The 13,533-nt window shown below is 71.5% G+C and carries 13 protein-coding genes; 6 read left to right on the top strand and 7 right to left on the bottom strand.

Annotation, left to right across the window (positions count from 1 at the left end; all coding sequences use genetic code 11):
• Positions 1-441, bottom strand: a 441-nt coding sequence (locus ACIO5E_RS06500; RefSeq protein ID WP_400664401.1) for an amidohydrolase family protein, incomplete at its 3' end; no start/stop codon positions are given.
• A gap of 241 nt (positions 442-682) precedes the next feature.
• On the opposite strand from ACIO5E_RS06500, the gene ACIO5E_RS06495 reads away from it, so the two are divergent.
• Positions 683-1,441 carry a DeoR/GlpR family DNA-binding transcription regulator gene (locus ACIO5E_RS06495; RefSeq protein WP_400664399.1) on the top strand — a complete coding sequence of 253 codons (759 nt, stop codon included), beginning with the start codon at positions 683-685 and terminating at the stop codon, positions 1,439-1,441.
• A gap of 297 nt (positions 1,442-1,738) precedes the next feature.
• Here ACIO5E_RS06495 and ACIO5E_RS06490 read toward each other — a convergent pair whose 3' ends face one another.
• From ACIO5E_RS06490 to ACIO5E_RS06475, 4 genes are all read right to left on the bottom strand, one after another.
• Complete coding sequence (locus tag ACIO5E_RS06490) at positions 1,739-2,458, bottom strand: ATP-binding cassette domain-containing protein (protein ID WP_400664466.1); 720 nt, start codon at positions 2,456-2,458, stop codon at positions 1,739-1,741.
• 217 nt (positions 2,459-2,675) lie between these two features.
• The gene (locus ACIO5E_RS06485; protein ID WP_280684693.1) at positions 2,676-3,545 is read right to left on the bottom strand and encodes a winged helix-turn-helix domain-containing protein; all 870 of its coding nucleotides are present in this window, start codon (positions 3,543-3,545) and stop codon (positions 2,676-2,678) included.
• A 54-nt stretch (positions 3,546-3,599) separates the two neighbouring features.
• Positions 3,600-4,277 carry a hypothetical protein gene (locus tag ACIO5E_RS06480; protein WP_400664397.1) on the bottom strand — a complete coding sequence of 226 codons (678 nt, stop codon included), beginning with the start codon at positions 4,275-4,277 and terminating at the stop codon, positions 3,600-3,602.
• Positions 4,278-4,942: 665 nt separating this feature from the next.
• A complete protein-coding gene (locus tag ACIO5E_RS06475; protein ID WP_400664395.1) occupies positions 4,943-5,311 on the bottom strand; it encodes a hypothetical protein in 369 nt (122 codons plus the stop codon).
• Positions 5,312-5,691: 380 nt separating this feature from the next.
• Between ACIO5E_RS06475 and leuC the strand changes: the two genes are divergently transcribed.
• From leuC to ACIO5E_RS06450, 5 genes are read left to right on the top strand one after another with little or no spacing between them, the layout of a single operon-like run.
• A complete protein-coding gene (gene leuC / locus ACIO5E_RS06470) occupies positions 5,692-7,092 on the top strand; it encodes a 3-isopropylmalate dehydratase large subunit (protein WP_400664393.1) in 1,401 nt (466 codons plus the stop codon).
• Between the two features lie 34 nt (positions 7,093-7,126).
• Positions 7,127-7,756, top strand: a complete 630-nt coding sequence (leuD, locus tag ACIO5E_RS06465) for a 3-isopropylmalate dehydratase small subunit (protein ID WP_400664391.1) — start codon at positions 7,127-7,129, stop codon at positions 7,754-7,756.
• On the top strand, positions 7,753-8,952 hold the full coding sequence (locus ACIO5E_RS06460; protein WP_400664389.1) for a pyridoxal phosphate-dependent aminotransferase: 1,200 nt from the start codon (positions 7,753-7,755) through the stop codon (positions 8,950-8,952). The genes leuD and ACIO5E_RS06460 overlap by 4 nt, the downstream gene beginning before the upstream one ends.
• On the top strand, positions 8,949-9,977 hold the full coding sequence (locus ACIO5E_RS06455) for a TauD/TfdA family dioxygenase (protein ID WP_400664387.1): 1,029 nt from the start codon (positions 8,949-8,951) through the stop codon (positions 9,975-9,977). The genes ACIO5E_RS06460 and ACIO5E_RS06455 overlap by 4 nt, the downstream gene beginning before the upstream one ends.
• The gene (locus tag ACIO5E_RS06450) at positions 9,974-11,305 is read left to right on the top strand and encodes an MFS transporter (RefSeq protein ID WP_400664385.1); all 1,332 of its coding nucleotides are present in this window, start codon (positions 9,974-9,976) and stop codon (positions 11,303-11,305) included. Before ACIO5E_RS06455 ends, ACIO5E_RS06450 begins: the two co-directional genes overlap by 4 nt.
• Positions 11,306-11,369: 64 nt before the next feature.
• On the opposite strand, the gene ACIO5E_RS06445 is transcribed toward ACIO5E_RS06450, so the two are convergent.
• Both ACIO5E_RS06445 and ACIO5E_RS06440 read right to left on the bottom strand, forming a co-directional pair.
• On the bottom strand, positions 11,370-12,014 hold the full coding sequence (locus ACIO5E_RS06445) for a LuxR C-terminal-related transcriptional regulator (protein ID WP_400664383.1): 645 nt from the start codon (positions 12,012-12,014) through the stop codon (positions 11,370-11,372).
• Positions 12,002-13,228 carry a sensor histidine kinase gene (locus ACIO5E_RS06440; RefSeq protein WP_400664381.1) on the bottom strand — a complete coding sequence of 409 codons (1,227 nt, stop codon included), beginning with the start codon at positions 13,226-13,228 and terminating at the stop codon, positions 12,002-12,004. Before ACIO5E_RS06440 ends, ACIO5E_RS06445 begins: the two co-directional genes overlap by 13 nt.
• Positions 13,229-13,533 lie beyond the last annotated feature (305 nt).

Genomic DNA, 13,533 nt, shown 5'->3' with positions numbered 1-13,533 from the left:
CAGGGCGGGGTCGGGGTCGCGGAGCAGGTCGGGGCGGTGGGCGCCGCAGCGGTTGTGGGAGATGAAGGGGCCCTCGAAGTGGATGCCGGCCAGGATGCCGTCCTCGACGAGTTCGGAGAGGACGGCGGCTTGGCGGGCGACCTCGTCGATCTCGCCGGTGACGGTGGAGGCGACGGTGGTGGTGGTGCCGTGTTCGAGGTGGGTGCGGGCGGCGAGCAGGGCCTCTTCGGCGATGCCGGAGGTGTAGGAGGCGCCGCCGCCGCCGTGGACGTGCAGGTCGACGAAGCCGGGGACGACGGTGTAACCGGTCAGGTCGAGGTCGCCGGGTTCGCTCTCGCCGCCGAGGCCGGCGATGCGGTCGCCCTCGACGGCCAGGCGGTCGCCCTCGACGACGGCGCCGGGCAGGACCAGCCGGGCCCCGGCCAAGACGGTACGGTCCATGCCCACGGTGGTCGCCTCCAGGGACGGGACGGGCAGCACTCGCGATCCCGTCGTCGGGGCCTCGTGCTGTCCGAGAGGGTCGATGACTTCGATCAGAGTTGATCATTAGTGCTGCATTCCAGTCAATATTGAGCACATGAATTGGTGTACTCGATGTCGCACGAATCGTGGCGGCGCAGGTCGCAGGCGTCCCAGGGGCGCCGACGGCCCGCCGCACAGGGGTGTCGTCTAAACTCCCCGCATGCTCAAAGCTGACCGTACGGCCCGGATCCTCGCGCACGTGACCGAGGAGGGCAGCGCCGATGTGCACGCGCTGGCCGGGCTGCTGGAGGTCTCGACCGCCACCATCCGGCGCGACCTCCAGGAGCTCCACGACCAGGGGCTGCTGCACCGTACGCGTGGCGGTGCGGTCACCGGCGCGGTCGGCCTGGAGCTGCCGCTGCGCCACCGGCACGGAACGCGGCAGGCCGAGAAGCGGCGGATCGCCCTCGCCGCCGGGAGCCTGGTCCCGGACGGCGCCGTGGTCGGGCTGACCGGCGGCACGACGACCGGCGAACTGGCGAGGGTGCTCGCCGACCGCGGCGGGGTCACCATCGTGACCAATGCCGTCAACATCGCCGCCGATCTGATCGTCCGGCCCGAGATCCGCCTGGTCGTGGTCGGGGGCATCGCCAGGACGGCGAGTTACGAGCTGGTCGGACCGGCGGCTGAGCGGATGCTCTCGCAGTACCACCTGGACATCGCCTTCATCGGCGTGGACGGCCTGACCGCGAGCGAGGGCTGCACCACGCACGACGAGATGGAGGCGACCACGGACCGGGCCTTCCTGCGCAGCGCGGCCCGGTCCGTCGTCCTGGCGGACAGCAGCAAGGTGGGGCGGGTCACCTTCGCGGAGATCTGCCCGCTCCCGGACATCCACGAGCTCGTCACGGACGACCAGTTGACCGACGCCCAGGAGCAGGCCGTCACGGCCGCCGGCGTACGGGTCCTGCGGGCCTGAAACCCGGGTCCCGTGCTGCCGGCCGGGCCTGGTTCCCGAGCAGGTGGCCCGACGCCGGGAGGAGGACGACCGCTACGCGGGGCGCGGGGCGTGAAGCGTGCGTCGGCCGGGTCGGCCGGGTGCGGGGGCGACGGTCCGGGGTGCGGCGGCGTGCGCGGGAGGGCACGCGAGGGCCGGGGGACCGACGGGCTGGGGAGGTGCCGGGCCCCGCTCGACCGGGGCGCCGGGGAAGGGGGCCACGGGAAGGGGCGCCGGTGGGCGCCCGGGGAGAGGGCGCCGGGGAAGCCGGGGCGTGGATCAGGAGGCCGGGCCTCTTCGGAGGTGCTGGAGGCAGTCGGCGATCTCGGCGGGGGTGGAGGGGCCGAGAGCGTCGGCCAGGCGGCCGTGGCGCAGGAAGACGACGCTGTCGGCGCACGCGGCGGCTTCGGGGTCGGTGGTCACGAGGACCGCCGTGAGGTCGAGGGCGCGGACCGCGCGCCGGAGCGAGGCGCCGATGGCGCGGGCGAGTTCGGGGGAGTCGTCGTGTCCCGGGGTGTCGACCAGCAGCAGGCGTGGGGAGGCGGCCAGCAGCCGGGCCAGCATGGCGTTGTGCTGCTGGACCCGGCCCAGCTTCCGCAGCGGCCGCCGCCAGTGCCACAGTCGGGTGACCTGACTGATCTGCCAGGCCTGGCGGCGGCCGAGTGCGGGAGCGCCGGGGTCGACGAATTCACGGACCGTCACATTCGGGTGAACGGGCTCGTGTTGACCCCAGAGTGCGCCGACGGCACCCCGTTCACTGTCGGCCCAATGGACCGTTCCGGTGGACGGGGTGGTGACGCCGGCCATGCACTCCAGGAGCGCCGTCGTGCTGGCGCGTTCGTCTCCCATGACGGCACAGAAGCGGCCTTTTCGAACACCGAGCGAGAACTCGCGCAGGACCGCCGTGGGACCGTTCGTGCCCGGGTGGATTTTCGACACGTTTTCCAGCGTGACGGCACAGCTGGGGGCGGCTTCCCGCTCAGCTGATGCTCCTCCCATCATGAATCGGCTCCCAGGCTTCCGTAATTGATGCGTGCGGCGACAAGGCATCGTGCTTGCATGCCCTGAACCTACTCGCTCGTAATGGGTTTAGGCCATGCTGCCCGCATCCGTATGTATGGTGCACTTTCCTAGACCATGCGTGTCAGATCCGGATCGTGCGTAGCGGTGTGTCGCCGGTTCGTTACTTCGGGAATCGTCGGTATAGGGCGAATTGTCAGACCAGTGGATCCCCACGGAGAAGTGCCCCGCCCAGGGGGGTCAGGGTGTGGTGGACTTTGTTGAGCGAGCGCAGGGTGGTGATGAGGCCGGCGGCCCGCAGGACCGCGGTGTGCTGGCTCGCCGCGGCGGTGGAGATGCCCACCAGCTCGCCGACCTCGGTGGTGGTGCAGGTGGTCGTCAGCACCTGCAGGACGGCTGCCCGGGTGCGGCCCAGCAGGGCCCCCAGGGCCTGCTCGCCGTCGGGTGCCGGATCCCAGAGGTTCTCCCGCTCGCGCGGGACGGGGATCGGGTAAAGCAGCAGTAAGGGCCGGTCGCCCTGCTGTTCGACCAGGATCGGCGACCGGGAGAACAGGAACAGTGACGGGGCGATCTCCAGGCCGGTCGACTCCAGCTTGATGTCGTGCCCCGTCCCGGGGACCTCCAGCACCGGGGGGCGCCAGCGGATCGCCGGGTGCAGCGTGCTGAGCAGTTGGTCGACGCCGCCGCTCATCATGATCTGGGCCCGGGCGTTCCGGTCCACTTCGAGCAGGGTGGAGACCTGACTCCAGTACGGTTCCACCGCGATGCGGTGGAATGTCTCCAGGTCGCGCAGAACCCGCGGGCGGAATTCGTTTCCGGATCCGGCCGCGGAGGAGTTTTCGAGGATTCGGTAGAGGTCGGGGAAAGGGCGGACGGTGCGGGCGAGTTCGGCCAGCGCGCGGCCGTCCCGTTCACCCGCGACCCGTCGGCGCCAGGAATGGAAGACGGGGCCTCCGCCGCCCGTCGCGAAGGTTTCCAGGGCGCAGAGCGCCTCCCTCATCGGATCCAGGTGGGCGGCCGACGATACCTTGGCCAGGCTCGCCGGACTGAAGAATATGCGTCGCATTTCGGTGTTCCCCCTTGAAGGTGCCGACGCTGTCGTGATCGGAGGTGATTGATCTCAGGCCGGCATTGCTGCCGCTTCGATCGCGTCCTCGGTCGTACAGGCCGGTCCGTCGGGGAGAATGGGATAGAAGAGTGTCGGTCCGTCGGCAATGGTGTGGTCGTCCACCAGAACCGGTGAATCGGGCGCCAGGAAGTAGGACGGCGCAATCGTCAGTCCGCACTCCTCCAGTTGTACGTCCTCGCTCTGCCCGGGTATCTCCAGGGAGCAGGTGGAGAGCCGGACGGCGGGGTGAAGGGTGCTCAGCAGGCCGCGGGCGCCGCAGTCCTGGAGGATTTCCAACCGCTTCTTCCGGTCGCTCTGAACGGTGAGGGAGATCATGTCCCAGTGCGGGGCGACCACGATGCGGTAGAAGGATTCCAGGTCCCGGAGCAGGCGCGTGTCCGTGTCGTCTCCGGTGCGGCGGGCGCGCCGGACCATGGCGTCCAGGTCGGGGAACGGGCGGATGGTTCGGGCGAGTTCGACGAGCCGTTGAGTGGCCCCGAGGCGGTGGGCGGGGCCCAGTCGACGGGCCGGCCCGGCCGGACGGGTCTTATGCCATCGGAGTCGGCGTTTCGCCTGGCGGTGCCGGGAAGAGAGCAGATCCAGGGCGAAGAGCGATTCGCTGACCCAGTCAGGGGTCGGCATGATACGCGTTCTCAACAGGCTTGCCGATGTGAAGTGCAGACGTGGCACGAGTCCCCCAGAATGCCGTTGACGTATGCGGGTCGGGAGCCGGGGTCCACGGTGAGGTGGATGAGCGGACTTGCGTGACCGCAAGCCCGACATGGTCATGCCGGTTCCCGTACCGACTACGCTACGTCCCGCTTTAAGGGGGTGACAGTCGAGTCTTCGCCAGTTCGAAGGTGCAGTTCTCTGCACCTGATCCAGATAGCCTGCTCGACTCGGGTCTACCCGCGTCACTCGGGCCGGGTGGCCCGAGTGACGGGTGTGACGAGAGGGGCCAATGAGGCCGGAGTCACGCCGGACGTGGGTCCGCGCCCTCGGCCTACCTGCCAAGAGCGCGGAAGTTCCTCAGGTGCGGATTCGATCTGCTCGTCAGATCGTGATAAGCACGTTGATCAGAACGCCAACGGCGACCACCGCGAGGACGACCCAGGGCCACATCGGGCGTTCCTTAGTGGGCTTCCAGCCGGTCGAATCGGGCATGACTGCTCCTGGCTTGTATTGGTACGGGGAGATTTACGGCCGGGCCCCTCGGAAGACGGGGGACCCAACGAGGGGCCCGGCCAAGGGAATCGGTGGGGGAACTGTTAGTGCCCTGTTCACCGATTCCGGTCTGGGATCACCGTGGGCTCCATGGGAGCCTCAACGGTGACGCTGGTTCGGAAGCCCAGTCATCACGGGTAGTCGTGGTGGTCGAGGCAGGTCTGGCGCAGTTCCTTGATGCGGTCGTTCTGCTCACCGATGTAACCCACCACGGTGCGCGCCGTACCCTTCTCCCGGATGTCGGCGTTGCGCATCTTCTCGGCGGTCGAGTGAATGGCGTCGCGGAGCTTGTCGTCCCCGGCCTGCTTGGCCAGCCCGTCGAGCTCGTCGGCCCGGTCGCGCATCTTCTTGCGGGCCTCCTCCACGTTGTCCGGGAACGGATCGGTGAAGGTCTTGCCGAAGATCTTCGCGCACAGCTCGATCCGGTCGGCGGCCTTGGTACTGACCTCACAGGCGGACGTTCCGGCGCCGACCAGGAGGACGGCGGCCAGGGTCAGCACGACCGTCCTGCTTCGCCGGCCTCTGGGCTCGGCCCCGCGGCTCCTCCGCATCGGGTACATGCTTCCTCCCTGGCTCCCGTGGGATCCGATGATCTGTCTGCCCGTCGTCCTGGCGTTGGTTCCGCCTTCGATGACTCCATCCTGAGGCCGGGCGAAGCCGATTTCATGGGGGCTTACTTCCGATCCGAGGTGCAGTTCTCTGCACCTTTCTTCGTGCACGTGATCGCCTGTCCTGGGCGTTTTCGCACCGGCTTAAAGACGTGGTGGGCGGTGGGCGGCGGCATGGAGGCTGAGATCCGTACGGCCGGACGGCAGGCGGTACCCGGCGTTCCGCCTCAGGGTCGTGGTGCACGGGTAGTGCAGGGGAGAAAGGGACGACGATGGGCCCAGCACGGACACTCGCGGAGAAGCTGTGGGAGCGCCACGTCGTGGCCTCCCGGCCCGGCGAACCGGACCTCCTCTACATCGACCTCCACCTGACCCACGAGGCCACCTCCCCGCAGGCCTTCGACGGGCTGAGGCTGGCCGGCCGCGCCGTCCGGCGCCCGGGGCTGACCCTGGCGCTGGAGGACCACAACGTCGCCACCACGGCGGACGCGGTACTCGACCCGGTCAGCCTGGTCCAGTTGGAGACGCTGCGCCGCAACTGCGCCGACCAGGGCATCGAGCTCTACTCGGTCGGCCATCAGCGGCAGGGGATCGTGCACGTCGTCGGGCCCGAACTCGGCCTGGTGCAGCCCGGTATGACGATCGTCTGCGGCGACAGCCACACCGCCACCCACGGCGCCTTCGGCGCGCTCGCCTTCGGCATCGGCACCAGCGACGTGGAGCACGTCCTGGCCACCCAGTGCCTGGAGATCAGCCGGCCGCGCACGCTGGCCGTCGAGTTCACCGGCCAACTCCCCCCGGAGGTCGGGGCGAAGGAGCTGATCCTCGCGCTGATCGCCCGGATCGGGGCCAACGGGGCGCAGGGCCACCTCATCGAGTACCGGGGCGAGGCGGTGCGGGGGCTCTCCATGGAGGCCCGGATGACGCTCTGCAACATGAGCATCGAGGCCGGCGCCCGGGCCGGGATCGTCGCACCCGACGAGACCACCCTGGAGTACCTGCGCGGCCGTCCGCACGCCCCCACCGGGGCGGACTGGGACGCCGCCGTCGCCGACTGGTCCACCCTGGCCACCGACCCCGGCGCCGTGTTCGACCGGACGGTCGTCCTCGACGTCGACGGGCTCACCCCGCTCGTCACCTGGGGCACCAACCCCGCCCAGACCGTGCCGCTGGCCGCCACCGTCCCCGACCCGCAGACCTTCGCCGACCCGCTCGAACTCGCGGCGGCCGAGCGGGCCCTGTCCTACATGGGGCTGCGGCCCGGGACCCCGATGCGGGACCTCGCGATCGACGTCGTCTTCCTCGGCTCCTGCACCAACGGCCGGATCGAGGACCTGCGGTCCGCGGCCGGGGTGCTGCGCGGCCGCACCGTCGCCGCGGGCACCCGGCTGCTGGTCGTCCCCGGCTCGATGCAGGTGCGGGCCGAGGCCGAGGCGGAGGGGCTGCACGAGGTCTTCCTGGACGCCGGCGCCGAGTGGCGCCTGCCCGGCTGCTCGATGTGCCTGGGCATGAACACCGACCGTCTCGAGGGTGTCGAGCGCTGCGCCTCCACCTCGAACCGCAACTTCGAAGGCCGTCAAGGGGCGCGGGCCCGCACCCACCTGGTGTCGCCCGCGGTCGCCGCCGCGACGGCGGTGGCCGGTCGGCTCGCGGCCCCCGCCGACCTGGCCTGACAGCCGGCCCGGCCGGAGAGAGGACGAGCTCAGTATGGAACCCTTCGTCGAACACCACGGTCGCGCGGTCGCCCTGCGCCGCGACGACGTCGACACCGACCAGATCCTGCCCGCCGAGTTCTGCAAGCGGGTCGTCAAGAGCGGCTACGAGGACGCGCTCTTCGCCCGCTGGCGCGCCGAGGACGGCTTCGTCCTGGAGCAGCCGCGGTACGCGGACGCCACGGTCCTGCTGGCCGGCCGGGACTTCGGCATCGGCAGCTCCCGCGAACACGCCGTCTGGGCGCTGCGTGACTGGGGCTTCCGCGCCGTCGTGGCCACCGGCTTCGGCGACATCTTCCGCCGCAACAGCCTCAACAACGGGCTCGTCCCGGTCGACCTGCCGACCCCCGTGGTCGAGGAGCTGATGGCCCTCGCGGAGTCCCCCGAGGGCCTGCGGGTCACCGTGGACCTGCGGGCCGGCCTGCTGCGCCGGCCCGGCGGCGAACACCCGTTCACGGTCGACGAACGGGCCCGGGCCCGGCTGCTCGAAGGGCAGGACGTGATCGCGGCGACCCTGCTCAGGAACGAGGACATCGAGGCGTACGAGGCGCGCCGCCCGGCCTGGCTGCCTGAGATCCCGCGCGGCGCCTTCGACCGGGCCGAGCGAAGCGAGGTAAGCGCATGAGTGTGACCACGGACCGTGACACGCCGGCCCGCCGCGCCCTGGGCGCCGAGCGGGTGGGCGGGATGCCCGGCGGCGGGCTGGCCTCGCTGCTCCTGGAGGGCCTGCCCCCGGGCACGGTCGACCTCGCGGTCGGCACCCCGGCCTACCCCGACACGCCGCCGGAGCTGGTCGAGGCGGCCGTGGCCGCGCTGCGCGCCGGCATCCACCAGTACCAGGACCCGGCCGGGGTGCCGCTGCTGCGCGAGCGGATCGCCGCCGGCCTGCCCGGCGCCCCGGACCCGGGCAGCGAGATCACCGTCACCGTCGGCGGCAGCGAGGGCCTGGGCGTCGCCCTGCTCTCCCTCGTCGACCCCGGCGACGAGGTGATCGTGTTCGAGCCCTTCTACGAGAACTTCCTCAGCGCCATCGCCCTCACCGGCGCGCGCCCGCGCCCCGTCCGGCTGCGGGCACCCGACTGGAGCGTCGACCCGGACGAACTGGCCGCGGCCTTCGGACCGCGCACCCGCGCCGTCATCGTGAACAGCCCGGCCAACCCCACCGGCGTCATCCTGGAGCGCGCCACCCTCGACCTGCTCGCCGAGCTCTGCGGCCGCTGGAACGCCGTGGTGATCTCGGACGAGGTGTACGCCGGGTACGTCTACGAGTCGGCCGGCTACCGCTCGGTGACCGAGATCGAGGGCCTGGCCGACCGGTCCGTGGTGATCGGCAGCCTCTCCAAGAGCCACTCGATCAGCGGCTGGCGGCTCGGCTTCCTCCGCGCGGCGCCGGAGCTCACCGCCCTGCTGCGCAAGGTGCACGTGGCCACCACCGGCGGCGCGGCGGCCGCGCTCCAGCACGCCGCGGCCAATGCGGACCTGCTGCTGCCGGAGCGCTGGGACCACGCGGAGGGGATGCGCGAGCGGCGCGACCGCACCGTGGACCTGCTGCGGGACGCCGGCTTCGACTTCACCCGCCCGGCCGGCGGCTGCTACGTCCTGGCCCGGATCGACGGGCTGACCGACGAGCCCAGCCCGCGGTTCGTCCGCACGCTGCTCGCCGAGACCGGTGTGCTGGTGGCGCCGGGAACCTCGTTCTTCGTCGACCCGGCCGATGGCGAGCGCTACGTCCGGATCGCCTTCAACCGTCCACTCCACACCCTCGACACCGCTGCCGAGCGGCTTCGCGCCCGCAGCCCGCAGAAGGGAGTCACACCGTGACAACCGCCATCAGCATCTCGACCGAAGCGCGGCACGACGGGTTGGTCCTCGGGATCTCCGCCGAGACCGCGGGGAACAGGCTGGTCGACCTCGGCAAGGAGCAGGGGGAGTTCATCCGGGAGCGGATCACCGAGCACGGCGCGGTGGTGCTCAGCGGCTTCGACTGGCAGGAATGGCCGGAGCTGGACACCTTCGTGAACGCCGTGGTCGGCCGGCCGCTCGACTACACCGAGCGCTCCTCGCCGCGGACCGAGCTGCACCCCGGGGTGTTCACGGCCACCGACCACCCGGCGACCGAGGAGATCTTCCTCCACACCGAGCAGTCGTACAACCTGAACGTCCCGCGCTACCTGTTCTTCTTCTGCCGCCAGGAGTCGCCGGACGGCGGTGCCAGCCTGCTGGCCGACTGCCGCGCCCTGTACGGCGCGCTGCCCCAGGAGACCGCCGAGCGCTTCGAGCGCGAGGGGTACCTGCTCGTCCGCAACTTCCGCCCCGGCCTCGGCCTCTCCTGGCAGGAGGCGTTCGGCACCAGCGACCCGGACGAGGTCCAGGCCTACTGTGACGCCAACAACATCGAGCTGGAGTGGCTGGAGCGCAATCACCTGCGGACCCGCCAGCTGCGCTGGGCCGTCGCGACCCACCCGGAGACCGGCGTCCGCTCCTGGTTCAACCACATGACCTTCTTCCACGCCCGCACCCTGCGCGAGGACGTCGCCGACTTCCTGCTGGAGGAGTACGGCCCGTGGGGGATGCCCACCAACACCTTCTACGCGGACGGCAGCGAGATCCCGGACGAGGTGGTCCGGCAGCTCCAGGCCGCCTACCGGGCGCAGCAGATCGACGTCAACGTGCACACGGGTGAGGTCCTGATCGTGGACAACATCAGCGTGGCGCACGGGCGGGCCCCCTTCGTCCCGCCGCGGGACCTGTTCGTCAGCATGGCCGGGGCGCACGCGTGGTCCGAGCTTCGCCCGGTGGAGCGGGTGTCGGCGCCGGCGGTGGCGTTGCCGACCGCGCCGCAGTGACCTCGGGCAGCACGACGGCCGACGCCGCCGTGGCCGCCGAGCCGGGCCCGCCGCCGCTGTCCCGCAACCGCGAGTACAACGTGTTGTGGACCGCGAACGTGGTCTCCCAACTGGGGGCGCAGGGCACGCTGATCGCGTACCCGCTGCTGGTGCTCGGGCTCGGCGGCACCGCCTTCGAGGCCTCGCTGGCCGAGTTCGCCATCGCCGGCTCGCGGGCGCTCGCCGCGCTGCCCGCGGGCGCGCTGGCCGACCGGGTCAGCCGCAAGGCGCTGATGCTGGTCTCGGAGTTCGGGCGGGCCGTGGCGCTGGGCCTGCTCGCGCTCCTGGTGGCGCTCGGCCACGCGCCGCTGGCGGTCATCCTGGTGGTGGCGGTCGTCGAAGGGGTGTGCACCTCCCTGTTCGGCACCGCCGACCAGGCGCTGCTGCCCAGCGTCGTGCCGTCCTCGCAACTCGCCGACGCCGTCACCCGCAACACCGCCCGCTACTACCTGGCGACCATCGTGGGCCCGGGAATCGGTGGATTCCTGTACGGCCTCCAGCGGTTGCTGCCCTTCCTCACCCAGGCGATCACCTCCGCGATCGCCTTCGTCACGCTGCTGTTCCTGCGGCCGCCGGCGGCGCCGCGACCGGGGGACGGCGGCGCGGCCGGGGCGGGCGGGGCCGAGGCGTCCGCGGCCGGCGACGGCCCGGCCGAGAGCACGCTGCAGTCGATGGCGTCGGGGCTGCGCTGGCTGCGCGGCAACCCGGCGGTGCGGGCCACCGTGCTGCTCGGCACCGCCTTCAACCTGGTGTTCAGCGGCCTGCTGATCACCGTGGTGGTGATGGCCCAGCAGGACGGCCGGCCCGGCGCCGAGATCGGTGCCATCGGCGCCCTGGTCGGCGGCGGGGGGGTGCTCGGCGCGCTGTCGGCCGGGCGGCTGCGCCGGTCGCTGACGCCGTACACCGCGCTGATGGTGCTGACCTGGGCCACCGCCGTGCTGGTGCCGCTGCTCGCGGTGGTGCCGACCGGCTGGCCCTCCGGGCTGGTGCTGGGGGCCGCCGCGTTCCTCGCGCCGACCGCCACCGCGTTGGTGGCGGGCCATCAGATGATGGTCACGCCGGACGCCATGCGCGGCCGGCTGGCCGGCCTGATCGGGGTCTCGATGGGCGCCGCCGCGGCGCTCGGCCCGCTGCTCTGCGGGCTGCTGCTGGAGACCGTGCACGCGGTGCCCACCGTTTTGAGCTGTGCGGCGGCGTTCCTGCTGATCGCACTGGGCGTGGCCGTCACCCCCGCGGTGCGCGCCTTCCCCGCCCTGCCCGACAACCGGGGGGACCAGCCCGGGAGTTGAGGCGGCGGGCACGAGGAAGGGGCGGCGCCGGACCGGCGCCGCCCCTTCCGGTGTGTCCGACCGCTCAGGCCCGCAGGTAGGTGAGCACGGCGAGCACCCGGCGGTGGCCGCTGTCCGGCGTCGGCATGTTCAGCTTGGCGAAGATGTTGCCGATGTGCTTGTTCACCGAACTCTCCGCGATGAACAGCATCTCGGCGATGGTGCCGTTGTTGCGCCCCTCCGCCATCAGCGCCAGGACCTCGCGCTCGCGCTGGGTCAGCGAGGACAGCGGGTCGTCGCCGGCCCGACGGACCATCAACTGCGAGATGACCTCCGGGTCCATCGCCGTGCCGCCGTCGGCGACCCGCTCCAGGGCGTGCAGGAACTCCTCGGCGCGCCCCACCCGGTCCTTCAGCAGGTAGCCGACCCCGGAGGCGCTCTGCGCGAGCAACTCCGTGGCGTACGCCCGCTCGACGTACTGCGAGAGCACCAGGACGGGCAGGTTGGGCAGCTGCTTGCGGGCCTCGACCACGGCCCGCAGGCCCTCGTCCCGGAACGTCGGCGGCAGCCGGACGTCCACCACGGCGACGTCCGGGCGGTGTTCGAGCAGCGCGGGCAGCAGGTCGTCGCCGTTGTCCACGGTCGCGCAGACCTCGTGCCCCTCGCTGTTCAGCAGCAGGACCAGCCCCTCGCGGAGCAGGGCGTTGTCTTCGGCGATCAGGATCCGCATGGAATCTCCACCTTCAGTACGGTCGGGCCCCCGGGCGGGCTGAACAGCTCGGTGGTCCCGTCGAAGGCGGCGACCCGCCGCCGGAGTCCGAGGATGCCGCTTCCGGAGCCCTCGGTGGCACCGCCCTTGCCGTCGTCCTCGACCCGGATCGAGATCGCGTCCGAGGCGATGCGCAGCCACACCAGCGCGCTGCGCGCGCCGCTGTGCTTGGTGATGTTGGTGAGCGCCTCGGAGATCACGAAGTAGGCCGCGGCCTCGGCCGCGGCGGGCGCGCGCGGCGCCGCGCCGGTCGACTCGTCGATGTCTATCCGGGTCGGGACCCCGCAGAGCGCGGTGAGCGCCCGGACGGCGTCGGTCAGGCCGCGGTCGGCGAGCACCGGCGGGTAGATGCCGCGCACCAGGTGGCGCAGCGACTCCAGGGCCTGCTCGGCGAGGTGCTGGGCCGCGTCCACCATCTCCGGTACCTGTTCGGGCCGTTGGCCGAGCGCCCGCTTGATCATGCCGAGCCGCAGCGAGACCGCCACGATGCCGGCCTGCGCCCCGTCGTGCAGGTCGCGTTCGATCCGGCGCAGTTCGGCGTCGTGCGCGTCCAGCGCCTCGGCACGGGTCACCGACAGTTCGCGGACGCGCTGCGCGAGCGCGACCCGGGGGCGGGCGGTCAGCAGCCACCGGGACATCTTGGCGTGCACGAGGGCGAGCCCCCGCATCGCGGCCATCGCCACCACGGCGTAGCCGACGCCGATGAACACCGCGAGGAAGGACTTCGGCCACGAGTCGACGTTCATCAGGATGATCGAGTTGCGCTCGCCGGACGCGAGTTTCCACCACACCGGTGCGGACAGCCAGTTGAAGGCGTTGCCGCAGATGCTCAGGGCGAAGATGCACAGGGCCGAGCCGACGACCCCGTGGGTGACCAGCCAGAGCAGGTCCTTGCGGACCGCGGGGTCGCGCAGGGAGGGCTTGCGGGGGCCGGTGCGGCCGGGCTCCAGGTCGCGGTAGGGGGTGCGGACCTCGGTCTCCAGCAGCCGCCCCACCCGCCGGCGGTGGACCTCCGCGTACCTGCGCAGCACTCGAAGGGTCCGGGGCAGCAGTAGGAAGCCCGTCCCGACCAGGCAGAGCGCGAAGACGACGGCGATCAGGTAGAACAGCAGCAGCCCGGCGAGTCCGGTCACGAGGCAGAGAAGGACGTAGCCCGCGGCCGGAGGGAATCGCACGACGGTCTGGCGGACCCACTGCTCGGGCTGTAACCGTCGTAACTCGGCCACACTGGGGGCGCGCACGGCTCCTAAAACCCTCCGAGTCGTCATCCCGATCACCCTACCACCGTCCCAAATGCAGCGGTGGGTGGCACTTTTCTGCACCATCGAGTCTCCAGTTCGCGCCCTGGTTCCGCACCCGCTCCAGCACCTACCTTCGTGAACGTCAAGTAGTGCGTGCGAGTGGTGGAGGCCGGAAGTGAGCAGAAAGGGACGCGGAGCGCGGACGGAGGAGATCCAGAGCGCGGCCGCGGAGGAGGAGT

It is taken from the genome of Kitasatospora sp. NPDC087314 (assembly GCF_044744365.1).
GTDB lineage: Bacteria > Actinomycetota > Actinomycetes > Streptomycetales > Streptomycetaceae > Kitasatospora.
The sequence above is the reverse complement of the archived record's forward strand: the minus strand, read 5'-3'. Positions and strand labels throughout refer to the sequence as shown.

Excerpts from the sequence above, each read along its gene's own strand:
- ACIO5E_RS06495 (WP_400664399.1), top strand. The coding sequence starts at position 683 with ATGCTCAAAGCTGACCGTACGGCCCGGATCCTCGCGCACGTGACCGAG.
- ACIO5E_RS06490 (WP_400664466.1), bottom strand. The coding sequence starts at position 2,458 with ATGGGAGGAGCATCAGCTGAGCGGGAAGCCGCCCCCAGCTGTGCCGTC.
- ACIO5E_RS06485 (WP_280684693.1), bottom strand. The coding sequence starts at position 3,545 with ATGCGACGCATATTCTTCAGTCCGGCGAGCCTGGCCAAGGTATCGTCG.
- leuC (WP_400664393.1), top strand. The coding sequence starts at position 5,692 with ATGGGCCCAGCACGGACACTCGCGGAGAAGCTGTGGGAGCGCCACGTC.
- leuD (WP_400664391.1), top strand. The coding sequence starts at position 7,127 with ATGGAACCCTTCGTCGAACACCACGGTCGCGCGGTCGCCCTGCGCCGC.
- ACIO5E_RS06460 (WP_400664389.1), top strand. The coding sequence starts at position 7,753 with ATGAGTGTGACCACGGACCGTGACACGCCGGCCCGCCGCGCCCTGGGC.
- ACIO5E_RS06445 (WP_400664383.1), bottom strand. The coding sequence starts at position 12,014 with ATGCGGATCCTGATCGCCGAAGACAACGCCCTGCTCCGCGAGGGGCTG.